General features: G+C 57.6%; 23 protein-coding genes. 16 read left to right on the forward strand and 7 right to left on the reverse strand.

What is annotated here, in order from left to right; genetic code table 11:
• Positions 1 to 63: 63 nt before the first annotated feature.
• The 5 genes from LC094_RS03840 (at position 64) to tig (ending at position 6,197) form a co-directional block, all read left to right on the forward strand.
• Positions 64 to 555: a hypothetical protein gene (locus tag LC094_RS03840; RefSeq protein WP_226550417.1), complete on the forward strand. Its 492-nt coding sequence runs from the start codon at positions 64 to 66 to the stop codon at positions 553 to 555.
• Between the two features lie 83 nt (positions 556 to 638).
• Positions 639 to 1,208, forward strand: a complete 570-nt coding sequence (locus tag LC094_RS03845) for a hypothetical protein (protein WP_226550418.1) — start codon at positions 639 to 641, stop codon at positions 1,206 to 1,208.
• A 772-nt stretch (positions 1,209 to 1,980) separates the two neighbouring features.
• Positions 1,981 to 2,706 carry a hypothetical protein gene (locus tag LC094_RS03850; protein ID WP_226550419.1) on the forward strand — a complete coding sequence of 242 codons (726 nt, stop codon included), beginning with the start codon at positions 1,981 to 1,983 and terminating at the stop codon, positions 2,704 to 2,706.
• 524 nt (positions 2,707 to 3,230) lie between these two features.
• A protein-coding gene (locus LC094_RS03855; RefSeq protein WP_404814962.1) for an IS3 family transposase occupies positions 3,231 to 4,396 on the forward strand; the annotation gives its coding sequence in 2 pieces (ribosomal slippage) (positions 3,231 to 3,501 and positions 3,501 to 4,396; 1,167 coding nt in all).
• A 472-nt stretch (positions 4,397 to 4,868) separates the two neighbouring features.
• Complete coding sequence (tig, locus tag LC094_RS03860) at positions 4,869 to 6,197, forward strand: trigger factor (protein WP_226550420.1); 1,329 nt, start codon at positions 4,869 to 4,871, stop codon at positions 6,195 to 6,197.
• 149 nt (positions 6,198 to 6,346) lie between these two features.
• Here the strand turns inward: tig and LC094_RS03865 are convergent, their stop codons facing one another.
• On the reverse strand, positions 6,347 to 6,817 hold the full coding sequence (locus tag LC094_RS03865) for a lytic transglycosylase domain-containing protein (protein WP_226550421.1): 471 nt from the start codon (positions 6,815 to 6,817) through the stop codon (positions 6,347 to 6,349).
• Positions 6,818 to 7,010: 193 nt separating this feature from the next.
• Between LC094_RS03865 and LC094_RS03870 the strand changes: the two genes are divergently transcribed.
• A complete protein-coding gene (locus LC094_RS03870; RefSeq protein WP_226550422.1) occupies positions 7,011 to 7,601 on the forward strand; it encodes a hypothetical protein in 591 nt (196 codons plus the stop codon).
• 60 nt (positions 7,602 to 7,661) lie between these two features.
• Here LC094_RS03870 and rplI read toward each other — a convergent pair whose 3' ends face one another.
• Genes rplI through rpsF form a run of 3 tightly spaced genes read right to left on the reverse strand, consistent with a single transcriptional unit; the run spans position 7,662 to position 8,888 of the window.
• Entirely contained in the window at positions 7,662 to 8,267 is a 606-nt protein-coding gene (gene rplI / locus LC094_RS03875; protein ID WP_226550423.1) for a 50S ribosomal protein L9, read from the reverse strand.
• A gap of 12 nt (positions 8,268 to 8,279) precedes the next feature.
• Positions 8,280 to 8,507, reverse strand: a complete 228-nt coding sequence (gene rpsR / locus LC094_RS03880) for a 30S ribosomal protein S18 (RefSeq protein WP_005852865.1) — start codon at positions 8,505 to 8,507, stop codon at positions 8,280 to 8,282.
• A 24-nt stretch (positions 8,508 to 8,531) separates the two neighbouring features.
• The gene (gene rpsF / locus LC094_RS03885; protein ID WP_226550982.1) at positions 8,532 to 8,888 is read right to left on the reverse strand and encodes a 30S ribosomal protein S6; all 357 of its coding nucleotides are present in this window, start codon (positions 8,886 to 8,888) and stop codon (positions 8,532 to 8,534) included.
• A 275-nt stretch (positions 8,889 to 9,163) separates the two neighbouring features.
• On the opposite strand from rpsF, the gene LC094_RS03890 reads away from it, so the two are divergent.
• The 4 genes from LC094_RS03890 to LC094_RS03905 all read left to right on the forward strand — a co-directional run bounded on the left by LC094_RS03890 (position 9,164) and on the right by LC094_RS03905 (position 12,147).
• On the forward strand, positions 9,164 to 9,844 hold the full coding sequence (locus tag LC094_RS03890; protein ID WP_226550424.1) for a hypothetical protein: 681 nt from the start codon (positions 9,164 to 9,166) through the stop codon (positions 9,842 to 9,844).
• A 97-nt stretch (positions 9,845 to 9,941) separates the two neighbouring features.
• Complete coding sequence (gene fabD, locus LC094_RS03895; protein WP_226550425.1) at positions 9,942 to 10,871, forward strand: ACP S-malonyltransferase; 930 nt, start codon at positions 9,942 to 9,944, stop codon at positions 10,869 to 10,871.
• Between the two features lie 89 nt (positions 10,872 to 10,960).
• Positions 10,961 to 11,698, forward strand: coding sequence for a 3-oxoacyl-[acyl-carrier-protein] reductase (fabG, locus tag LC094_RS03900; protein ID WP_226550426.1), 738 nt, complete (start codon positions 10,961 to 10,963; stop codon positions 11,696 to 11,698).
• A 215-nt stretch (positions 11,699 to 11,913) separates the two neighbouring features.
• Entirely contained in the window at positions 11,914 to 12,147 is a 234-nt protein-coding gene (locus LC094_RS03905; protein ID WP_009571390.1) for an acyl carrier protein, read from the forward strand.
• Between the two features lie 107 nt (positions 12,148 to 12,254).
• Here the strand turns inward: LC094_RS03905 and LC094_RS03910 are convergent, their stop codons facing one another.
• A complete protein-coding gene (locus LC094_RS03910) occupies positions 12,255 to 13,451 on the reverse strand; it encodes a PilZ domain-containing protein (RefSeq protein ID WP_226550427.1) in 1,197 nt (398 codons plus the stop codon).
• A gap of 153 nt (positions 13,452 to 13,604) precedes the next feature.
• Here LC094_RS03910 and fabF point away from each other — a divergent pair, with 153 nt between their 5' ends.
• From fabF to LC094_RS03925, 3 genes are all read left to right on the forward strand, one after another.
• Positions 13,605 to 14,867, forward strand: coding sequence for a beta-ketoacyl-ACP synthase II (fabF, locus tag LC094_RS03915; RefSeq protein ID WP_226550428.1), 1,263 nt, complete (start codon positions 13,605 to 13,607; stop codon positions 14,865 to 14,867).
• Position 14,868: 1 nt separating this feature from the next.
• Entirely contained in the window at positions 14,869 to 16,044 is a 1,176-nt protein-coding gene (mltG, locus tag LC094_RS03920) for an endolytic transglycosylase MltG (protein WP_226550429.1), read from the forward strand.
• Positions 16,045 to 16,108: 64 nt separating this feature from the next.
• Complete coding sequence (locus LC094_RS03925) at positions 16,109 to 17,299, forward strand: APC family permease (protein WP_226550430.1); 1,191 nt, start codon at positions 16,109 to 16,111, stop codon at positions 17,297 to 17,299.
• A 36-nt stretch (positions 17,300 to 17,335) separates the two neighbouring features.
• Here the strand turns inward: LC094_RS03925 and LC094_RS03930 are convergent, their stop codons facing one another.
• Entirely contained in the window at positions 17,336 to 18,109 is a 774-nt protein-coding gene (locus tag LC094_RS03930) for a potassium channel family protein (protein ID WP_226550432.1), read from the reverse strand.
• A 288-nt stretch (positions 18,110 to 18,397) separates the two neighbouring features.
• Here LC094_RS03930 and LC094_RS03935 point away from each other — a divergent pair, with 288 nt between their 5' ends.
• Entirely contained in the window at positions 18,398 to 18,724 is a 327-nt protein-coding gene (locus tag LC094_RS03935; RefSeq protein WP_226550433.1) for a hypothetical protein, read from the forward strand.
• Positions 18,609 to 20,012, forward strand: a complete 1,404-nt coding sequence (locus LC094_RS03940; RefSeq protein WP_404814963.1) for a DNA-packaging protein — start codon at positions 18,609 to 18,611, stop codon at positions 20,010 to 20,012. Before LC094_RS03935 ends, LC094_RS03940 begins: the two co-directional genes overlap by 116 nt.
• Before the next feature lie 43 nt (positions 20,013 to 20,055).
• Here LC094_RS03940 and LC094_RS03945 read toward each other — a convergent pair whose 3' ends face one another.
• Complete coding sequence (locus tag LC094_RS03945) at positions 20,056 to 20,514, reverse strand: hypothetical protein (RefSeq protein WP_226550434.1); 459 nt, start codon at positions 20,512 to 20,514, stop codon at positions 20,056 to 20,058.
• 361 nt (positions 20,515 to 20,875) lie between these two features.
• Between LC094_RS03945 and LC094_RS03950 the strand changes: the two genes are divergently transcribed.
• Positions 20,876 to 22,168 carry a phage portal protein gene (locus tag LC094_RS03950; protein WP_226550435.1) on the forward strand — a complete coding sequence of 431 codons (1,293 nt, stop codon included), beginning with the start codon at positions 20,876 to 20,878 and terminating at the stop codon, positions 22,166 to 22,168.

The raw sequence follows: 22,168 nt of genomic DNA on the forward strand, positions 1-22,168 counted from the left end.
TCAATAGCATACACGAAAATTTCTGCTGTTGCAAATTCTGCAATCTCCTTAGCCGTCTTTCTAGTGTTCAAGCCTTTATATGAGGCTTTTAAAGCTGAAGGTGCGCCAAACATTGATAATGTCGTCTGGGTGACTGTTTCAGCAGGTTTTACGATGTTTGGTTTATTGCTGACATTTCGTTCCAACCACATAGAGCTTCTTGAAGCACTAGATAAGAACGACGGTCTTCTAAAAGTTACACGATTTCAGACAAGTGAAGATGTAAACGCTGCGCTTTTGGCGCGTATCGGCTCTGCGAAACAAGTTAAGAATACCTATTTTCCAAACTTAACGAATGCTCGTGTTGATGGGCGTGAGGCGATGGACATTCGGAAGCTTTACGAGAAATGGTTGTCCGGTAACGCCGAGGTTGACTGGTTTGATGTTGTGACTCCAGAAGAGGTTTTTGACAAACGTTTTGTAAATCTCGGCCAAGGCATTGATGTAAAAATCATAAAGAACACACCATTCATGTCTTCCGTAATAAGAACACTTGCCCCAATTTTATTCTGTTAGAATATGCGAGTGGTGCTCAGGAAGTGTTTTGGGGCTGGCTTTCGTCAAAGCATGACACACGTTCTAATGAAGAGGTCGCATATGTGTATCGCTCTTCCAGTGTCGAACTCGTGCGTTTTTATGAGGAGCTGTTCGATATATTGTGGAAACGAAAAACGTGGGGTGAACCCATTTTTACTAGTTTTTCGAAAGGTAAAGAAAATTTACTCAACGCACATAATAATTTAGTCGATAAAATTGGAGTTTGGATCAATACCAGCCTGCAAAATGATCAAATCCATACCTACGGGCTATACCAAATCTCTATCGTGGATACGGCTGAGGGGCAGCGTGCCTTTGAAATTTCAGGATATACATTTGATCAAGAGTTAGAAGTCATTGAGATTGCACACCACGAACAACATCAAATCGCACACTATGAAAATAAGATGCTTATCGAGTATGGTTTAGGAGAGCCAGAAGGGCGAGGCGGTTTCTGTTTCTATGAATTTAGGGAGTCCCACTCTGAAATTCGGCTTACCGGCTTTTTCTCAAATGAGCGTAGTGGGATCGCACATATTTTGAATGGCAGGAAAATTTCGTCCCCAAAAGAAGGTTTCCCAGTATTATACAATGGGACAAACTTATACAATGGGACAAAAAGCTCCGGATAATTATGGAGTTCTTTTTAAGGAGTTGGGTAAACAGCACGCTAAATCGAAAACTTTTGCGGCCAAAGGTGTCACCTGACATCCTCGACAGGAGCAGCTTTGCAATAACTGGTCCATTAAGTATCTTGGCGAGATGTGGGGCAAACTGACCCGCTTCCGCTGCGCCCCTTCGGGCCGTTTCCGGTATTAAGAGATACCGCAAGATGTGTGTGGTAGTGCCACACCTCTTGGCAAGGGGACCCGCTGCGCGCCCCCGTTGCATCCCCTCGGCTGTGGCTGGATCAGGACATTGAGCCCAGAGCCAGCCAGCAAACATATCGCTGTTTGATCGCTCGTCAGGGAGAAGTCATCTCTCCCCAACACCCCATAGACCATTCCATGGAGGCCAAAGACAGGAGCATGTCATAGCTCCCTTCCTTGGAACCTTCCCATCGACTTAGGGGCGTTCCTGCCCCCAAGACCCCAGACCAATGGTGAGTTCTCGGAGAAACACAGCAATGAAGAACATTATTTGTCTCTTCATTATCGGTTGGTCAGCATCCTGAAACTGATGCTGGTAGATGTCTAACAAGGGTACGCAGAGCATCTCCTGAAAAAACGCAGTGAGATCAAATGGAAGCCAGTCAACAAGCGACGCTTGCACCACCAAATTGAAGCGCATAGGCTCATCAGGGGATGTGTCAGAGCCCCATACGGGAAATACTTATTTGTCCTGAGTTATTTGTTGATGGACAGCCGGGGGGGGATATTTGTTGTTTGCTGAAAGGAAGTTTCCGTGTTGAACGATGAAATTTTTATCGACGATTTCCAAAACGATGATCTGGTTTTCTTTCATGAAGGTGCTGGCATTTCCATCAACATGAAGAAGCAACGGATGATTCTTTTTCAAAAGGTCGGTGGAGATTGGTTCGATCATGCTGAACCTCTTTCAGCGCTCCGTGGTGTTGCAGAGTGTGATCCCGAAACTGCTCAATATGGCTATGAGGGGGCACAACATGGCAGTGCGCGTGGTACAGGCTTGGCCGTTGGGCTTGCTGTTCGTAATGCAGTTGAAAAAGCGAAGGCTAGAAATGCGACTGGCGTTGAACTTCGTTTTAAGTCTGTTGAACGGCCATCATTTCTTTTCAACATTCTTGATGAAAAAGAACGGGAGCGCTTGCTTGAAGCATTTAGGCAAGTGTTGAGTGATGGGGCGGTTGCTACACCTTATCGAAAAATTCCTGATGATATTGTCGATATTTACACTCCCCTAACGGATGAGGATTTGCTTAAGGCTGAAAATCTGGACCGTGCTGAGCGGGAAAAAAGAGATAAAATTTCGCTGAATGGGAGGGACTATTTTACAATTTTAACTTCTAGCGTGGTTGTTAGTCTGATTTTTTACCTATCTGCGTCTCGCATGTTTTTGGGCGAGTTGATGATCCTATTCCTTTTGTGCGCTTTCGTGGTGTGGTTTGTCGTTATTGTTTTGAAATACTTGAAATACACGTTGGGTTTCTGAAAGCTGAAGCATGAGGTGTTCTGTTGCGATATTTTTAATTTGATGAATTTAAAAATATCGCAGAGGAACAGGAACTGCTCAGAGTGACAATTGGTTACAATGCCGCAAAACTGAGATCCAGTAAAAGACTGTGAAAATCAGTTCAGAAATTGTGATGACAGCAAGGAACTTTTCGCCTCGGCTGAGTGACTTCCATTTAATTTGTTTCTCCGGGACGACTAGAAGCTATTGCCCCTCCACCTTGCCCCGTCTATTTCGGGCGGCATTGTAAAGCCTGAGTTGGTCTTTAAGGCCCATTGCATATGACGGATATGGCAAAGTATCCCCTTCTTGCAAACCAATCTGATCCAAGTCGCGATCTGTGAGTTCTTTTTTAGTTGGCAGATCCAGCCAGCCAGGCATTTCGTTTTTGAGCTACCCCCAGAAAATCGGACACTGACGTAAGCTACGCTTTGTTGTCTGCTGATCTTCGACGAGAAGGAGAATGAGACCTTGTCCGCCATTGGTCCGAGGACAATGGTCGAATGATGTCGAAACGGAAGCAGCATTCGCCTGAGTTTAAGGCGAAGGTGGCGCTTGAAGCGCTGAAGGGGGAACGGACGGTGGCTGAGCTGGCGAACCTGTTCGGGATTCACCTGACGATGATCCACATCTGGAAGTGGGCGTTGCTTGAAGGCGCATCCGGCGTGTTCGAACGTGGTAGCAAGAAAGTCCCCGAGATTGACGAGGAGCAAGTTAAAGAGCTGCACGCCAAGATCGGGGAGCTGGCTGTGGCCAACGATTTGTTGTCACGAAAGCTCAAACCGTGGACCGGCAAGTGAGGCGGAAGATGGTTGAACCCGCCAATCCTGACCTGTCCATCGGCAAGCAGTGCAAGCTGCTGTCGCTCTCGCGGTCGTCGTTCTACTACACGCCCAAAGGCGAGACCGAGCAGAGCCTTGGCCTGATGAGGCGGATCAATGAGCAGTTTCTGGAAACGCCGTTCTTCGGTGTCCGCCAGATGACGTGGCACCTGCGCAACGACGGCCATTTGGTGAACGAGAAACGGATACGACGGCTGATGCGCCTGATGGGGCTGATGCCGATCTACCAAAAGCCCAACACCAGCAAGGCGGCGAAGGGGCACAAGACGTATCCCTATCTGCTGAGAGGTCTGCGGGTGGAGCGTCCGAACCAAGTTTGGTGCTCGGATATTACCTATCTGCCCATGCGCCGAGGGTTTCTGTATCTGGTCGCCATTATGGATTGGCACACCCGTAAGGTGCTGGCTTGGCGCATCTCGAACACGCTGGAGGCGGACTTCTGCGTTGAGGCACTGAACGAGGCCATCCACAAGTTTGGTCCGCCGGAGATCATGAATACTGACCAAGGATCTCAGTTCACATCTTTTGCCTGGACGGATCGGCTGCGCCGGACCGGCGTCCGCATCTCGATGGATGGCAAGGGCGTTCGCAAGCTCACCCTCGACAATATCTTCATTGAGCGGCTGTGGCGAACCCTGAAATACGAGTGCGTCTACCTGCATGCCTGGGAGACCGGATCAGAAGCGAAGGCAGGCATCCGGAAATGGATGACCTTCTACAACAACCAACGCCCACACTCAGCCCTTGGCGGTAGGCCTCCAGCCGTGGTCTATTGGCTGAGAAATGACAAAACCCAACCCGATCAGCAGGAGCAGAGAGTAGCTTAATTTACGCCAAATTCTGTCCAAGGGATGGGGAGTAGCTCACTGATTGGGGATGCCCACCGAAAAGGCCGACGCCCTGATGCCCGAGAGGACCTCTGTGTGCTCACTGTGACAGTTTTCTTTTTTAAATCCATGCTCTGAGGGACGTCCACCAAAGATGTAAGTGTTGCACACTGACATTTAAAGAAGCGGAACTTAACCTTCGCGCTTCGAAGGCCTGCGTTCGGAGACCGACTGCCTGCCCAATTATGTGCGTTTTCTGTGCCTCGGTTATCGGGTGTGACGTCTTGGCTGTCCATTTTGCATAGCCCGTTCCCCGGAACGGGGCGTCGCAGGGGGAATTGCGAGCCGACAGGCGCAAATGCAGGCGGAATAGCCTTGCGCGATAGGGATTCTGCCCCTAGAAGAGCGTCTGATTTATCAGGTCGCGGTCCAGCGGCCGGAAGAGACGTAAGAACGTAAAAAGGACGCCAAGATGCAGGTCACCGAGACCCTGAACGAAGGTCTGAAGCGCGGCTATCAGATCACCATCACCGCCGCTGAGCTTGACACCAAAGTCAACGAGAAGCTCAAGGAAGCCCAGCCCGAAGTCGAGATGAAGGGTTTCCGCAAAGGCAAAGTGCCGATGGCGCTCCTGAAAAAACAATTCGGCCAGCGTGTTCTTGGCGAAGCCATGCAGGAAGCTGTCGATGGCGCGATGAACGATCACTTCGAAGCCTCTGGCGACAAACCGGCGATGCAGCCGAATGTCACCATGGAAGGCGGCGAAGAGTGGAAAGAGGGCGACGATGTCGTCGTCACCATGTCCTACGAAGCCCTGCCGCAGATCCCGGAAGCCGATCTGTCGGGCGTGAAGCTTGAAAAGCTCGTTGTCAAAGCGGGCGAAGACGAGATCGCTGACGCTCTGAAAAACCTCGCGGCCACCGCGCAGAACTTTGAAGACAAAGACGGCGAAGCCGCCGATGGCGACCAAGTCGTGATCGACTTCCTCGGCAAAGTTGACGGCGAAGCTTTCGACGGCGGCGCCGCAGAAGACTACCCGCTGGTGCTGGGCTCCGGCTCCTTCATCCCGGGCTTCGAAGAGCAGCTTGTGGGCCTGAAAGCGGGCGACGAGAAGAACGTTGAAGTGAAATTCCCTGAGCAATACGGCGCAGAGAACCTGGCCGGCAAAGACGCCGTGTTCGAATGCAAAGTCAAAGCGGTCAAAGCCCCGGCTGACTCCGCCATCGACGACGAACTGGCGAAAAAATTCGGTGCCGAAGATCTCGCCTCCCTGAAAGGTCAGATCGCTGAGCGCCTCGAAGCCGAATACGCCGGTGCCGCCCGCGCTGTGATGAAGCGTGGCCTGCTTGACCAGCTCGACGCTGTTGTGTCCTTCGACCTGCCGCCGTCCTTGGTGGAAGCCGAAGCCAACCAGATCGCGCACCAGCTGTGGCACGAGGAAAACCCGGACGTGCACGGTCACGATCACCCGGAAATCGAGACCACCGAAGAGCACACCAAACTGGCCGAACGCCGCGTGCGCCTTGGCCTCCTGCTCGCCGACATCGGTCAGAAGCAAGAGATTCAAGTGACCGACGCCGAGTTCACCCAAGCGGTCATGATGCAAGCGCGTCAGTACCCGGGCCAGGAGCGCCAGTTCTTTGAATTCGTTCAGCAAAACCCGCAGATGCGTCAGCAGATTCAGGCCCCGCTGTTCGAAGACAAAGTGGTCGACTACATCGCCGAAAACGCTCAACTGACCGAGAAAGAAGTCTCGAAAGAAGAGCTGGAAAAAGCCGTCGAGAGCCTCGACGACGAATAAGACAAGCCCGATAGGGCATCTCGCCAAAGAGCGAGGGACAGAGGGTCGCTTCGGAAACGAGGCGGCCTTTTTTATGTGGTTCAGGCAAAGAAAAAGGGGGCTCTGCCCCCTTGTTGTGCGCACCCGATATGTCCGGACAAAAGAAAGGGTTAGCTGCGCAACCCCGTCTCATACAAAAGCCCCTGTTTCTTGGCCTCGTAATAATAGCCGCGTGCGTACCAGCCCATGGCGCTGTCGATGTCGCCGCCGGAGACCATATAGGCGCCGCGCAGGTATTTTCCCGCGTATTCGAGGTTCACATTCGGGTCCAAAAGCTCTTCGGCCGGACCTCGGTGGCCCATGGTGCGGGCGGTTTGTGGCAGGATTTGCAGGAGGCCCCAATAGGGTCCATTGCGCGCCCAGGGGCGGTGGGTGCTTTCGCGCACCGCCTGACGGTGGATCAGTTCGCGCGGAATCTCGTAATGGTCGGCCCATTTGTTGATCAGCGTCCGCAGTTCCGGCGTCTCATTGGGGTAGAGCGGCGGATCGAAGGGGCGGTTGCGGGAAACTTCGGTTTTGTTGCCACAGGCGGCAAGGGCGAGGGCAGACAGAAGGAAGGTCCGGCGGGCGACTGCGGTCATGAGGAGCTCTTTGAAAATTCAACTGCGTTTATTGATCATGTTCACAGGTCTCTGCCAAGTTGTTGTGAGTCCACTCGGCAAAACCCCGCTGAGCACCTGCTGAAACGGCCAACTTGTGGCGACTCGCTGAGCCGCGCAGCATGGGGAAGGGCGGGGGCCTCGGCCTCTCGCCGTCTTTGGGAGGAGAAAAGTCATGACAATATGCACAAAACTTGCCGCCGGTTTCGTCGCTCTATGCGGTGTCGCGGGGATGGCCGCGGCAGAGACCTACGACCTCGACACGCTGCGCCGTGCGGTGGAAAAATATAAGGACGTCGATGTCGCGCTCGCTGAGGGCTATATCCCCGATCCATCAGGGCAATGTGTTCATGCAGCGACGGAAGGTCTGCCGGCAGAGTGGGGCGGAATGGGGGTGCATTACCTTCATCCGGCGATGCTTGAGCTGGCCCCGCCGGGCGGCCGCGTCGACGGGATGGGGACGCATACGGATTTTATGAAACCGGCGATTTTGCTCTATGAGCCCCAAGCGGATGGTACGATGGAACTGGTAGGGATTGAAAATCTGGTGTTTGAGGCAGCATGGAAAGCGGCCGGTCATGAGGAGGCGCCGATGATGAACGGGCGTCTGTGGGACCATATGGCCGACAACCCGGAGACATCGGCGGATGAGGCGCATGGCTTCATGCCGCATTATGATCAGCACATTTGGCTGTTTCGTGAAAATCCGATGGGCGAGGCGATGCCTTTTAATCCGAATGTCACCTGCGATCATCATCAGATGTAGGTGAAGCCAAAAAAAAGCCCCGCTGAGCGGGGCTTTTTGAATTTTGCGACGGAAAGAAGATTACTCTTCTTCGGTCTCGGCAACTTCGGCCAAATCGTCGTCGTCGGACGCGGCGGAGCCGATGTCGTCGAACAGTTCTGCGATCTCGAATTCGGCCTGGGCTTCGGCTTCGGCGGCGAGTTCCTGAATGGATTTGCCTTCGGCCTGAAGTTCGGCTTCTTCGACGGAGCGAGCGACGTTCAGGATGATCGTGGCTTCAACTTCCGGGTGCAGGATGACGTGCAGCTCGTGCAGGCCAAGCTCCTTGATCGGGGCTTTCAGAGCGACCTGTTTGCGGTCGACGGAGAAGCCATTCTCGGTGGCGGCGTCTGCGGCGTCACGGGGCGTGACGGAACCGTAGAGAGCGCCAGCGTCGGAGGCGGAGCGAATCACGACGAATTTCTGACCGTCGAGTTTCGCGGCCAGAGCTTCGGCCTCTTTCTTGGTCTCGAGGTTACGGGCCTCGAGTTGAGCTTTCTGAGCTTCGAAAGCTTTGATGTTCGCTTCAGAGGCGCGCATTGCTTTTTCCTGCGGCAGCAGGAAGTTGCGGGCGTAGCCGTCTTTGACGGACACGACGTCGCCCATTTGGCCGAGTTTGGCCACGCGTTCGAGAAGGATAACTTCCATGGGATCTACTCCTTACTTCACAGCGTAGGGCAGCAGGGCGAGGAAGCGAGCGCGTTTGATGGCACGGGCCAGCTCACGCTGTTTCTTCGCAGAGACTGCGGTGATGCGGGACGGAACGATTTTGCCGCGCTCAGAGATGTAGCGCTGCAGAAGACGGGTGTCTTTGTAATCGATCGCGGGAGCATTGTCGCCAGAGAACGGGCAGACTTTGCGGCGGCGGAAAAACGGTTTAGCGGCCATAGGTTAGGTCCTTTCCAAACAAGATTACTGGCGACGCGGACGACGCTCTTCGCGGTCGTCACGTTTCTGCATTTGTACGGAAGGGCCTTCCTCGTGAGCGTCGACCTTGATGGTCAGGACGCGCATCACGTCGTCATGCAGACGCATCAGGCGTTCCATTTCCTGCACGGCTTCCGACGGGGCGTCGGTGCGCAGGTAGGCGTAGTGGCCCTTGCGGTTCTTGTTGATCTTGTAGGCCATCGTTTTGACGCCCCAGTACTCGTGCTCGACGAGTTTCCCGCCGTTGTCGGCGAGGACGGTGCCAAAATGTTCGATGAGACCTTCGGCCTGCGCGTTGGAAAGGTCCTGACGCGCAATGAAGACATGCTCGTAAAGCGGCATGGGTGCTCCAATCATGTTCAAGCGCATTTCATAGGACGGGCATTTGACCTTCCGCGGCCCGACCACGAGAGACTGCGCGGTTCATACGTGTCTTGCGAAAGGATGCGTCCTTATACGCATTTCGGGCTTTGGTTCAAGGATAAACTCTGGCTTTCCCGAGGGGGCGGGAACGGAGCTTTGATGCGCCGCAAAAAATCACCGTAAGCCGGTCACATTCCTGCCCACATTAACCAACATTACAACCTATGGATGAGAAGAATATAAGGATGAAGGCAATGAAGCTGTCTTCGAAACTGCACCATGACACGGACGCGCACGCTCCGAAATTGCAGGACAAAGGTACGATTTTTCGGCGTGAGACAGCCTGGGGTTACAGCCTCTCGCAGCAGGACGGGCTTTGCGCGATGCGGCCGCGCGCGGAGCTTGGCTTGCGTGTTTTGTCATTTCTGGCCTTTCTGGTGATGGCGGCTCTCTGGCTTTGGCCCGGGGCGAGTTTTGCGTTTGGGCTTTTGGGCATCAAGCTGGGGCTGACGGTGTTCCTTGGGGTCATGGGGCTGACACTTGGTTATATGGCGGAGCGGGGCCTCCGTCGGGAGGTTCAGGTTGATCTGCAACGCAATCAGCTTCGGGTCGTTTGGCTGAATCGGCGTGACGAGACGCGGTTGCATACGGTGATCGGCTTTGACGAGATCGGATCGGTGTTCGTGCGCCGAGGCCCTGTACCGGGGCGGACGACACATCTGGATGTGCGGTTTGGCACGCAGGGCGAGGTCGAGACGTTGTTTGAGGGCCGGGAAGAGGTGCTGCGCGAACTTTGGTATGATCTGAACTCGGATTTGCGGGACGAGGCTTCGGTGTCTGAGGTGCCTGTGATGGCAGCCAAGGCCATCGAGGGGCGTCGCCGCTCTTTGTCGCGCAAGGCGGCCATCAAAGCGCTTCCTCGCGCGCTGCGCTGATCTCCCGATCGATGCTTGTTGCGCTTTGTCGGGCTTGCCGCCTGCGCGCGAGACCGTTAGACCCGTCTGCAACATTGAGACAGCTGGAGGGGCGAGCATGACGCGCGCATTCGTTTTCCCGGGGCAGGGCGCCCAAACCATCGGTATGGGCAAGGCTTTGGCCGAGGCATATCCTGCGGCGAAAGCCGTATTCGACGAGGTCGATGAGGCTTTGGGCGAAAGCCTTTCCTCGCTGATCTGGGAGGGTGAGATCGAGACGCTGACGCTGACGCAAAACGCACAGCCTGCATTGATGGCGACCTCCTTGGCGGCCATGCGGGCGTTGGAGGCCGAAGGCTTTGCGGTGACCGACGCGGCTTTCGTGGCCGGGCACTCCTTGGGTGAATATTCTGCGCTCGCCGCAGCTGGCGCGATCTCCGTCGCTGATACAGCACGGTTGTTGCGCACGCGCGGCGAAGCCATGCAAAAGGCTGTGCCTGTGGGCGTGGGCGCCATGGCGGCTCTTCTGGGGTTGGATTTCGCGACCGTGAAAGACGTGGCGGAAGAGGCGGCCCAAGGTGAGGTGTGTCAGGCGGCGAATGACAACGATCCGGGACAGGTTGTGGTCTCTGGTCATAAAGACGCCGTGGAGCGTGCCGTTGAGATCGCCAAGGAAAAAGGCGCGAAACGTGCGGTGCTTTTGCCGGTCTCCGCACCGTTCCACTGCGCGCTGATGGGGCCTGCGGCGGATGTGATGGCCGAGGCTTTGGATGATGTGGAGATTAACGTGCCTGCCGTGCCCTTGGTGGCCAATGTGCGGGCCTCTGCCGTGACCGACCCGGCACTGATCCGGGCGCTTTTGGTCGAGCAGGTGACGGGGTCCGTGCGCTGGCGCGAATCTGTGGCCTATATGGCGGCCGAGGGTGTCACCGAGATGTGGGAAATCGGCGCGGGCAAGGCGCTTTCGGGTATGGTGCGGCGGATTGAGAAATCCATCGCTTGCAGTGCCGTGGGCACGCCGGAAGACATCGCGAAGCTGAAAGGGTAAGGGGCGCTGCCCCTCACCGCGCTTTGTTGCGCGGTTCACCCCGGGATATTTATGGACAAAAGAAGCGACAAGCTTCGGAGGAATTGGAAATGTTTGATCTGACTGGGAAAAATGCGCTGATCACCGGCGCGTCCGGTGGCATTGGTGGTGCGATTGCCAAGGCGCTTTATGACGCGGGCGCAACCGTGGCGCTGTCCGGCACGCGAGTGGAGCCTTTGGAGGCGCTGGCCGCTGAGCTTGGCGAGCGTGCGCATGTGCTGCCGTGCAACCTGTCCGACAAGGAATCCGTCGAGGCGCTGCCGAAGCAGGCGGCTGAGGTGATGGGCTCGGTTGATATTCTGGTGAACAACGCGGGCATCACGCGCGACAACCTGTTCATGCGGATGTCGGATGACGAGTGGGAGAGCGTGTTGAACGTGAACCTGACCTCGACGATGCGGCTCTGCAAAGGCGTGCTGCGCGGCATGATGAAGGCGCGTTGGGGCCGGATCGTTAATATTTCCTCGATCGTCGGTGCGACCGGCAATCCGGGGCAGGGCAACTATGCCGCCTCGAAAGCGGGCATGGTCGGCATGTCGAAATCGCTGGCCTATGAGGTGGCGACGCGCGGCATCACGGTGAACTGCGTGGCGCCGGGGTTCATTGCGACGGCGATGACCGACAAGCTGACCGACGATCAGAAAGACAAGATCAACGCCCAGATCCCGAGTGCGCGCATGGGCACGCCGGAAGAGATCGCGGCGGCGGTGTTGTATCTGGCCTCGCAAGAGGCGGGCTATACCACCGGCACGACGCTGCATGTGAATGGCGGGATGGCTATGCTCTAAGGGCATAAGACCTTTCTGGACGTGGCGTCACAAAACATTTGCCACCGGAGAGGATTGTGCTATGAGCAGCGCAGATTGAGCACGGGCGATTTCACGCCGGTGGGCATGTGGGCGTTCAGGGTTGAAACCAACTCGTGGCGCATGCATGTAGAAAGAGTGGTCCGAGCGGCCAAAGCTGAAAGCGGGCAACGGGCCCCAAACTGTGAGGAAAGAACATGAGCGACATCGCAGATCGCGTGAAAAAGATCGTTGTCGAGCACCTCGACGTTGAAGAAGACAAAGTGACGGAAACCGCGTCCTTCATCGACGATCTGGGCGCAGACAGCCTCGACACCGTTGAGCTGGTCATGGCATTCGAAGAAGAGTTCGGCATCGAGATCCCGGACGACGCAGCCGAGACCATCCAGACCTTCGGCGACGCGGTGAAGTTCATCACCGAAGCTTCCTGATCCGAGCCTTTCGGGGTTAGGTGCCCAAGCGGCGCCGATCAGAGACAGAATTTGAAACGGCGCGGTCCTTTGGGCGGCGCCGTTTTCTTTTGGCCGTTATTTGCCTGTCAGGCGGCGGCTTCGGGCGGTTCTTGTTTGGCCGTTTCACTGTGTTCTCGATCCGAATTTTTCGGCTCCAATGCCTCTTCGTCGGAGGATTCAGGGTCTTGGTGCGAGGCGGGTTTGATGCCGTCGGGGGCATAGGATGAAAGCGGGATGTCGAGGCCCATTTGACGTGCTTCTTCGCGTTCGGCGGCAATTTGCGCCGCATAGGGGCCCAGGAGCGAACGCATTTCCAACTCGGACAGGCTGCGGTCGAATTTCACGCCGACGAAGTGATTGTTGCGCCAGATCACTCTGGCTTTGCGCTCGACCGGGCCGCAGGTGAGTTTGACTTTTTGGCGCAGGGGTAGGTTGAGATTGGTTTCTATTTTTGCGCCGATCTGGCTGATGTCGAGATACTCGCCGATCACCGGCACGATTCCGTCGAAAATGATCACGGGCAAACTGCAGGGGTAGCGAATGGCACGGCGTTGCACGATGCCGTAGCGCATCCAGACCCAAGAGGTGATGGCAGTGATAAAGGTGAAAATCCCCAAGACGAAGGCGACGTTGCCCGAGGGGCTGAGCGCGACGGTGGGTTTATCCTGAGCCGGGGTGGGATGAGGGCGGAATTCGTCGAATTTCGTTGGATCGACGGGTTCGGGCGTGTGTTCTGCCTCCTCCTCCGGGGTGAGCAGGGAAATCATTTCTTCGACGCCTCCGGCCAGACGCGCCATGAAGCTTTGTTCGTCTTCTTCCGCAGCGTTGAGGTGGTCGGGGGCATTGGGGTCGCAGGGCACGGCGGTGAGGTAGCGTTCGAGATTGCTGGCCTGGGTGCCAAAACGCGGATCCGAACCATAGCGTTCGGCCATTTCCGGCCAATTTCCGTTATGCAAATCAAGGAGATGGCGGCGCGATGAGATATAGTCCATCAGCGCTCTTTCATTTTGGCCCAAATCGGCCTCGCGGATTTGTTTCAAAAGTCGGTCACGGTCGTAACGCTCCATTTCGGTGCGAAATTGTCGGGCGGCCTCGTGTTCGGAGGCACTGCCAAGGGCGGCGACATAGGAATTGGCGCTGTCATTGAGCGAGGTGAGCCAATCTTCGAGCCCGCAGGACGGATCGGCCCGCGCCAAGGTCGGAAAGGTCACGCAGAGAACACCGACAAGTGCGGCGAGGCAGAGGCGCAGGATGCCGAACAGGGGGAGGTGACGCGGTGGCATTGGTATTTCAATCGGTTGCAGGTCCCCCTTGATACGCCGCCAAGCCTCAATATCTGGTTACCATCCGCCGAATTGGTGGCAAAGCTCGTCTCGGACTTCCATCGCCGGGCGGAGCCGTGTAAGAAAACGCAGACGAAAAATGAGGGGGCACGGATGCGCCGAGTAGTTGTCACTGGACTTGGAATGGTTTCGCCGCTGGCTTGCGGTGTGGAGGAAACATGGGCGCGTCTTCTGGACGGCCAATCGGCGGCTGGGACGATCCAGCGGTTCGACGCGAGCCATCTTGCGACCGATTACGCCTGTGAGGTGAAATTCGGCGACGGGACCGACGGGACGTTCAATCCCGAGGACTGGATGTCGAACAAAGAGCGCAAGAAGGTGGATGATTTCATCCTCTTCGGTGTCGCGGCTGCGGAACAGGCGCTGACGGACGCGGATTGGAAACCCGAGGGCGAGGAAGATCGCCTGCGCACGGGTGTGCTGATTGGCTCCGGCATCGGTGGCCTGTCTTCGATTGCGGATGCGGCTGTCCTTTTGAAAGAAAAAGGCCCGCGCCGGATTTCTCCGTTCTTTATTCCGGGGTCGCTGATCAACCTGATTTCTGGTCAGGTGTCGATCCGCTACGGCTTTAAAGGTCCGAACCACGCGGTTGTGACGGCCTGTTCCACCGGCGCGCATGCGATTGGCGACGCCTCGCGTCTTATCGGTTATGGCGATGCCGACGTGATGGTTGCGGGCGGTGCGGAAGCGGCGATTTGCGAGCTGGGCATTGCGGGCTTTAACGCCTGTAAAGCCTTGTCCACAAAGCGCAAAGACGATCCGAGCCACGCCTCGCGCCCCTATGATGACGACCGTGATGGGTTTGTCATGGGCGAGGGCGCTGGTGTTGTGGTGCTCGAAGAATACGAACACGCCAAAGCGCGAGGCGCGAAGATTTATGCCGAGGTCGTGGGCTACGGCCTGTCGGGTGACGCCTATCACATCACCGCGCCGTCTGAGGATGGCGATGGCGGTTTCCGCGCGATGCAGGCCGCTTTGGCGCGCGCCGGGATTGAGCCGTCCGACATCGACTATATCAACGCGCATGGCACCTCGACCATGGCCGACACGATCGAACTGGCCGCCGTTGAGCGCCTGTTGGGCGATGCGGCGTCGAAGGCCACGATGTCGTCGACGAAATCCTCCATCGGCCACCTTTTAGGGGCCGCGGGTGCGGTTGAGGCGATCTTCTGCGTGCTGGCGATCCGCGATCAAGTGGCGCCGCCAACGATCAACCTCGACAACCCGGCCGTGGAGCCCAAACTCGATCTGGCGCCCAACGCCAAACGCGAGCGCGAGATCAATGTGGCGCTGTCGAACTCCTTCGGCTTTGGCGGCACCAACGCCTCTCTGGTTCTGAAAAAGGTGGACGGCTGATATGTGGCGATCCATCGCCTCCAACGCGCTGACCCTCTTCATCGTCGCCCTCGTCGCATTGGCGGGGGCGGTGGCTTGGGGCAAGCGCGAATTTGTTGCACAAGGCCCGCTCGATCAGGCGATCTGTCTGCGCGTGCCGTCGGGGTCTACCATGCGTCGCGTGTCGGAAAATCTGGCCGATCAAGGCGCGATTTCCAGCCCGCATATTTTCCGCATCGGTGCGGAATATAGTGAGAAGTCTCAAGATCTTAAGGCTGGGTCTTTCCTCGTTGAGGAAGGCGCCTCCATGGTGGAGATCATCGATCAGATCACCCGTGGCGGGGCCTCGACTTGTGGCACCGAGGTGGTCTACCGCATCGGTGTGAACCGTGCTGAGATTCAGGTGCGCGAGCTGGACCCGCAGACCGGCAGCTATGTCGAGACGGCTGAATTCGAACCCATCGCGGAGAGTGACGAGGTTCAGGAAGTGCCGGCGGAATACACCAAGGTGCGCGCGGAAACGGACACTCGCTACCGCGTGTTGGTGGCCGAGGGCACGACCGTGTGGCGCGTCGTCGAAAGCCTCAAAGCGGCAGATTTCATGACAGGATCGGTTGAAGCGGACGAGATGCCTGCAGAGGGCATGTTGGCGCCGGACAGCTATGATGTGCGCGAAGGCTCCGATGTGGACGACCTGATCGCCCGCATGGAAGCGGCACAGCAGCAGCGGATCGACACGGTCTGGGCGACGCGGGTCGAGGGCCTGCCGCTTGAGACGCCGGAAGAGATGCTGATCATGGCCTCGATCATCGAGAAGGAAACCGGGCTGGCGGAAGAGCGCCGTCAGGTGGCTTCTGTGTTCGAGAACCGTTTGCGTCGTGGTATGCGGCTTCAGACGGACCCGACGGTGATTTACGGCGTGACCAATGGCGTCGGTGTCTTGGGGCGTGGGCTGCGTCAGTCTGAGCTGCAATCGAACAGCCCCTACAACACCTATGTGATCGAGGGCATGCCGCCGGGACCGATTGCCAACCCCGGGCTTGAGGCGATGCAAGCGGCGGTGAACCCGGATGAGACGCCGTATCTCTTTTTTGTGGCCGATGGTACGGGGGGGCATGCCTTTGCCGAGACCTTGGTGGAACATAACGCCAATGTTGCCAAATGGCGCGAGATCGAAGCGGAACGCGCAAGCCAGTAAGACATTGATATGATAGGAAAGGGCGCGGCGAGGCTGCGCCCTTTTTCGTTTTTAGGATGAGACGATGGATACGATTGCCATTATCGCGATGACGCTTTTGATGGCGGGGCTGTTGAGCTGGCCACGTTTGGCGCAGGCGCCGCTTTGGAAAGCGACGGTGACGCCATTGGCCTCGATCATCGGGTCGGGGTTTCTGGTTTTGGGGCCTATTTTGGCACAGGCTTACGGGGCGTGGACACCGCTGGCGATGGCGCTTTTGTGTCTCTTGGCCTATGCGATCGGCGCTGCGGTGCGGTTCAATATCGCGGCACTGGACGAGCGCGGACATGATGCGCTGAGCGGTCGGCTCGAACATCTGGCCTCTTGGGTGCTGTCCTTCGCCTATGTGATTTCGGTCGCTTATTATCTCAACCTTTTGGGCGCCTTTGCTGTCAGTCTGACGCCATGGGACACGGAGGTTGCGGCGCGTCTTGTGACCAGTGCGGTGTTTGGTGTGATCCTGATCACCGGCTGGACCAAAGGGTTTTCGGCGTTGGAGCGGTTGGAGCAGGTGTCCGTCGGGTTGAAACTGGCGATCATTGCCGGGCTTTTGGTCGGTTTGGCGTGGTTTTTCGCGGGGAAAGCCAGCACTGAGACGTTGATCGTGACGCCCGCGAGCCTGACGGGCTGGCCAGCGCTGAGCCTGTTGTTCGGACTCGTGGTCACGGTGCAAGGGTTCGAAACCTCGCGCTATCTGGGCGAGGAGTACGACGCCAAGACCCGCATCCGCTCGATGCGGATTGCGCAATGGGTCTCGACGGCGATCTACATGATCTACGTGCTGCTCATGGCCTATGTGTTTCGCCCGGATCAGATCGAAACCTCGGAGACGGCGATTATCGACATGATGCGGATCGTTGCGCCGGTGCTGCCGATGATGCTGGTGATCGCAGCACTCGCGGCACAGTTCTCGGCGGCTGTTGCCGACACCTCAGGCGCGGGTGGGTTGGTTGAAGAGCTGACCAAGGGCAGGGTGCCCGTGAAAATCGGCTATGCCGGATTGGTGGCTTTGGGGCTTTTGATCACGTGGGGCCTCGACGTATTCCAGATCATTTCCTGGGCGTCCAAGGCCTTTGCGGCCTATTACACGGTGCAGGGGGCGATCGCTGTGGTGCTGGCGCGCCGTGCGGGGAAATCGACGGCCCATGTCGCTTTCTTCGCCGCAGTGACGGCAATCGCGGCCATGGTGACTCTGTTCGGCACGGCCGTCGAATAGGTTTCCTTTGTGGGAAAAATACTCCCGCCGGAGGCGCTAAAGCAGGCCTTCGGTTTGGATATGCACCACGGCGCCGCAATGTTTGCAGTGGGTCGCATCCGCGTCATGTAACATGAGCCCGCAGCTTTCGCATTCGTACCGTACTTTGGTGGGGCGAAAGAGCACTTGGGCGAGGCGCAGGAACAGAGTGACACCAAAGAACATCACCGCGATGGAGACCAGGCGCCCCGTGGTGCCGGGCAGGGTGATGTCGCCGAAACCGGTGGTGGTCAGCGTCGTCACGGTGAAATAGAGCGCATCCGCGTAGTTGCGGATATGCGGGTTATGGCCGTGCTCCAAAGCGTAGATCAGCCCGGTTGTCACGAAGATAAAGACCAGAAGGTTGATCGCGGCGACGATGACCTCTTCGTGTTTGCGGAAGAGTTTGAAGTCCTGCCGAAGCCGGTTCATCAGCTGATAGGTGTGCAAGAGGCGCAGGGTGCGCAGGATGCGCAGGAAGCCGAGGCCTTCGCCCGCGAGCGGCGCCAGAAAGGAGACCATGGCGATGACATCGGCGATGGTCGCGGGGCGGGTCAGGTAATGGAGTTTGCGGTCCGAGACGTAGACCCGCGCGGAGAAGTCGAGAAGGATCAGAAAGCCGAAGACCAGATCGGTGATCTCGACCCAGAGCGGGTGCGGGAAGAAGGAGGTGACGATGACGAAAAGGATGGTCACCATGTCGAAGGCCAAAAGCGCGTAGCGAAAGACATGCGCGCGGTCGGAGTTGCCCTCGTAGAGCGCGTAGAGCTTGGCGTGAAAGGCGCTGGCCATGGCTTTCTCCCGGTTTCTTTCGGTGATGCGCAAATTTGGCCGTGATTTCAAGTGGGAACGCTGTCGTCGCCCCGAGGCAAAAGGTTAACGCACTCTGAAACCCGCTGCCCGCGCGCAGGCTTTAACCAATTTTTGGGGTTTTGTCGCAGGGCGGTCTGGCTGGAAAGCGTGGGGGATGAGGCGGAAGGGACCTGAGGGGGTCCAAAGACGTCGCATCAAAGTGCTGAGGGGCACCGAAAACCTCGCGTTTCTCGTGCGGAGATCACTCAAGCATGAGAGGCGAAGACAATGAAAGTGACTTCATCTGTGGGGGATGAACACGGGTTGGACAATCTGGTGAAGATTGCGGACCAAAGCGTGCTCCGGGCGATCGGGGCCGTCAACGAGGCCATTATCGGGGTGCGGGCCGGAGATCCGGAGGCGGCGAAGGACATCGCCAAGCACATGGCGGATCTCAACAAGGCGCTGAACACCTCATTCGACGAAAGGAAACGTCTCGATGAGCACAAACGCAAAAGCGGAGAGCTCGGCGGCGGAGAGATCGACTTTGACGCCGCCAAATCTGAGATCCTTGATCGGCTGGCTCGCCTCAGAGCCACCAGAGACACAGCGTGAGTTTCTGGACACTTTGGGGGAGGGGGCGCTTGTGGCGCTCCCTTACCTGTTCGAGGCTTGGGCGCTGGATCATCAATTGCCGCCGGAGGGCGATTGGCGCACATGGGTGATCATGGGCGGGCGCGGCGCGGGCAAGACGCGGGCAGGCTCCGAATGGGTGCGGTCGATGGTCGAGGGCAGCCGGGCGACGCAAAGAGGCCGCGCGAAACGTGTGGCCTTGATCGGAGAGACCTATGATCAGGCCCGCGAGGTGATGGTCTTTGGCGACAGTGGCATTCTGGCCTGTTCGCCGCCCGACAGACGCCCAACGTGGGTGGCGACGCGACGAACGCTGATCTGGCCCAATGGGGCGGAAGCGACGGTGTTTTCCAGCAATGACCCGGAGGCTCTGCGCGGCCCGCAATTCGATGCGGCCTGGGTCGATGAGCTGGCGAAATGGCGCAAGCCGCAGGAAGCGTGGGACATGTTGCAATTCGGGCTGCGGCTCGGGGATGATCCGCGCGCGGTGGTGACGACCACGCCGCGCAATGTGGCGATTTTGAAATCGCTTCTGGAGCGCAGTTCCACCGTGACAACGCACGCGCCGACTGAGGCGAACGCGGCCAATCTGGCGGCGTCCTTCCTTGAAGAGGTGAAGACGCGCTATGCGGGCACGCGGCTGGGGCGGCAGGAGTTGGATGGCGTTTTGCTGGATGAGGAAGAAGGCGCTTTGTGGTCGCTGGCGCGGATCGAGGCGTCGCGGGTGCAAGAGGTGCCGGAGCTGGACCGCATCGTCGTGGCGGTGGACCCGCCGGTGACGGGGCATAAGGGTTCGGACGAATGCGGGATTGTTGTCGTTGGCGTGGTGAACAAGGGCGATCCGAAGGACTGGTGCGCCTATGTGTTGGAGGATGCGTCGGTGTCGGCCTCGTCGCCGACGGTCTGGGCCGAGGCGGCGATCAACGCGCTTAAGACTTGGGAGGCGGATAAGATCGTGGCGGAGGTCAACCAAGGCGGCGATTTGGTGGAGACCGTGATCCGGCAGATCGACCCGCTGGTGCCCTATAAATCCGTGCGCGCGACACGCGGCAAGGCGGCGCGGGCGGAGCCGGTGGCGGCGCTCTACGATCAGGGACGTGTGGTGCACACGCGCGGGCTTGGCGATCTGGAGGATCAGATGATCAAGATGACGGCGCAGGGGTTTCAGGCCTCTGGATCACCGGACCGATTGGATGCGCTTGTGTGGGCCGTGCATGAGTTGATGATCCTGCCCAATCCCGGACGTCCGCGGATCAGGACGTTGGGGTAAACTCAGAAGGATAAGATCAGACCTCGCCTTTGGGCGGGGTTTTTTATTGAAGAGTGCGCAAGACGAGTTTTGCGTAGCGGAGCGTCAGTTCACCGGCTACCGCGAAGGCGGCCCATGTGAAAATATATATGAAGCCGGCGAAGAGCAGAGGGAACCAAAGCTCAGACCAGGATGGTGTGCTTGCAGAAGAGAAAAGCAGATCTGAGATGAGAATCCAGAGAAGGATTACGACAGCACCCGAGACAAATTGTGCGATTATACGTCCGTCTTGAGGGGCTTTGATGCAGAGGCGTTCATTTGGGGTGGCGGTGACGAATGCGATGCAGTGAAAATCCATGCGCAAGACCCATTTGGGCACGCCTTTGGCAAAATAGGTGCGGTTGATGTGGTCCGCGCCCTCTGCTGACAAGGGAAGAATCTGTGGCGCAATGTTGGAAATGGGCAGGTCATATTCCGCGGCGCTGATGATCCATGTGCCAGGCCAGAACTTTCGCAGGTGCATCGCTGTTAAATTCTTTCTCTGAAATCGTTGAGACGAGTGAACGCGATTGCGGTCTTGGCGACAAGGGGAATCTCCAATCCTCATATAGTTTTCATGAAAACAAAGGCTTGAGGGGTGTTGCGTGCGGTGTGGACCAGCGTGCGGCCTGCTCAGAACTTCTTACTTCCTCTCCCTTAGAACTGCTTTCACCGACGGCGCAGATGTCTCTTTGAGAAGCCAGCCGAAGGTGCGGCGCCGGGCGGGTGCGGGCTGGACGCGGGCAAGATGACGCCGGTCCCCCGCCCGGAGGCCCGGGATTTGAGATGCGGTTTGAGAGAAGGCGGCCCGAGAGGCTGACCGGAAGATGAGGAGAGACACGGATATGGTGTTTGACTTTCTGAAGCGGGGCAATGTCGAGATGCCCGAAACGAAAGCCTCGGCGACCGGTCCGGTCGTGGCGGCGGTCTCGGGGACGGGCCGTGTGGCCTGGAGCCCGCGCGACACGGTCACGCTGACCCGTGTGGGATTTGTCGGCAACCCGGTGGGCTTTCGTGCGGTTAAGCTCATTGCGGAGGCGGCGTCTGCCCTGCCGCTCATTCTGCAAAACCGCGAGGTGCGGTTTGACGATCATCCGCTTTTGAAAGTGATTTCGCGTCCGAACCCGGCACAGGGCCGTGCGGAATTGTTCGAGGCGCTTTATGCGCAGTTCCTGCTGTCCGGCAACGGCTACCTCGAGGCCGTGGGCGATTGGGGGCAGGCGCCGCAAGAGTTGCATGTGCTGCGCTCGGATCGCATGAATCTGGTGCCCGGCGCGGATGGCTGGCCGGTGGCTTATGAATATGCGGTGAGCGGGCGCAAACACCGGTTTGACGTGATCGAAGGTCATTCGCCGATCTGCCACATCAAGGCGTTTCACCCCTCTGACGATCATTACGGCCTGTCCCCGATCCAAGCGGCGGCGACGGCGATTGACGTGCATAATGCGGCGTCGCGCTGGTCGAAATCCTTGCTGGACAACGCGGCGCGGCCTTCGGGGGCGATTGTTTACAAGGGCGCGGATGGCAATGCCTCGATGAGCGCGGATCAGTACGATCGGCTGTTGTCCGAGATGGAGAGCCATCATCAGGGCGCGCGCAATGCGGGTCGGCCGATGCTTTTGGAGGGTGGTCTGGATTGGAAGCCGATGGGCTTCAGCCCCTCCGACATGGAGTTCCAGAAAACGAAAGAGGCGGCGGGGCGTGAGATTGCCTTGGCCTTTGGTGTTCCGCCGATGCTTTTGGGCATTCCGGGCGACATGACCTACTCGAATTACCAGGAAGCGAACCGGGCGTTTTACCGTCTGACGGTGCTGCCGATGGTGTCGAAGGTGACGGCGGCGATTGGGCATTGGCTGTCTGAAATGACCGGCGAGATGCTGGAGCTGAAACCCGATCTCGATCAGGTGCCGGCGCTGGCCGCCGAGCGCGATGCGCAATGGAACCGGATCGCGGGCGCGGATTTCCTCACAGATGACGAGAAGCGGATGATGCTTGGCCTGCCGCCGCTCACCCCGCCTGAGGCGGAGGAGGTGGTGTTTGAGGACCCGTCTGAGGAAGAGGGTTTTGAGGACGAACCGGAATTGCCCTTCGAGGAAGAGACCTCTGAAGAGGATGTGGATGCCGAGGAAGGGAACTGA

It is taken from the genome of Celeribacter naphthalenivorans (genome assembly GCF_020524585.1).
GTDB lineage: Bacteria > Pseudomonadota > Alphaproteobacteria > Rhodobacterales > Rhodobacteraceae > Celeribacter > Celeribacter naphthalenivorans.

Coding starts and splice junctions, on each gene's coding strand:
- tig (WP_226550420.1), top strand. CDS start 4,869: ATGCAGGTCACCGAGACCCTGAACGAAGGTCTGAAGCGCGGCTATCAG.
- LC094_RS03865 (WP_226550421.1), bottom strand. CDS start 6,817: ATGACCGCAGTCGCCCGCCGGACCTTCCTTCTGTCTGCCCTCGCCCTT.
- LC094_RS03870 (WP_226550422.1), top strand. CDS start 7,011: ATGACAATATGCACAAAACTTGCCGCCGGTTTCGTCGCTCTATGCGGT.
- rplI (WP_226550423.1), bottom strand. CDS start 8,267: ATGGAAGTTATCCTTCTCGAACGCGTGGCCAAACTCGGCCAAATGGGC.
- rpsR (WP_005852865.1), bottom strand. CDS start 8,507: ATGGCCGCTAAACCGTTTTTCCGCCGCCGCAAAGTCTGCCCGTTCTCT.
- rpsF (WP_226550982.1), bottom strand. CDS start 8,888: ATGCCGCTTTACGAGCATGTCTTCATTGCGCGTCAGGACCTTTCCAAC.
- LC094_RS03890 (WP_226550424.1), top strand. CDS start 9,164: ATGAAGCTGTCTTCGAAACTGCACCATGACACGGACGCGCACGCTCCG.
- fabD (WP_226550425.1), top strand. CDS start 9,942: ATGACGCGCGCATTCGTTTTCCCGGGGCAGGGCGCCCAAACCATCGGT.
- fabG (WP_226550426.1), top strand. CDS start 10,961: ATGTTTGATCTGACTGGGAAAAATGCGCTGATCACCGGCGCGTCCGGT.
- LC094_RS03905 (WP_009571390.1), top strand. CDS start 11,914: ATGAGCGACATCGCAGATCGCGTGAAAAAGATCGTTGTCGAGCACCTC.
- LC094_RS03910 (WP_226550427.1), bottom strand. CDS start 13,451: ATGCCACCGCGTCACCTCCCCCTGTTCGGCATCCTGCGCCTCTGCCTC.
- fabF (WP_226550428.1), top strand. CDS start 13,605: ATGCGCCGAGTAGTTGTCACTGGACTTGGAATGGTTTCGCCGCTGGCT.
- mltG (WP_226550429.1), top strand. CDS start 14,869: ATGTGGCGATCCATCGCCTCCAACGCGCTGACCCTCTTCATCGTCGCC.
- LC094_RS03925 (WP_226550430.1), top strand. CDS start 16,109: ATGGATACGATTGCCATTATCGCGATGACGCTTTTGATGGCGGGGCTG.
- LC094_RS03930 (WP_226550432.1), bottom strand. CDS start 18,109: ATGGCCAGCGCCTTTCACGCCAAGCTCTACGCGCTCTACGAGGGCAAC.
- LC094_RS03935 (WP_226550433.1), top strand. CDS start 18,398: ATGAAAGTGACTTCATCTGTGGGGGATGAACACGGGTTGGACAATCTG.
- LC094_RS03940 (WP_404814963.1), top strand. CDS start 18,609: ATGAGCACAAACGCAAAAGCGGAGAGCTCGGCGGCGGAGAGATCGACT.
- LC094_RS03945 (WP_226550434.1), bottom strand. CDS start 20,514: ATGCACCTGCGAAAGTTCTGGCCTGGCACATGGATCATCAGCGCCGCG.
- LC094_RS03950 (WP_226550435.1), top strand. CDS start 20,876: ATGGTGTTTGACTTTCTGAAGCGGGGCAATGTCGAGATGCCCGAAACG.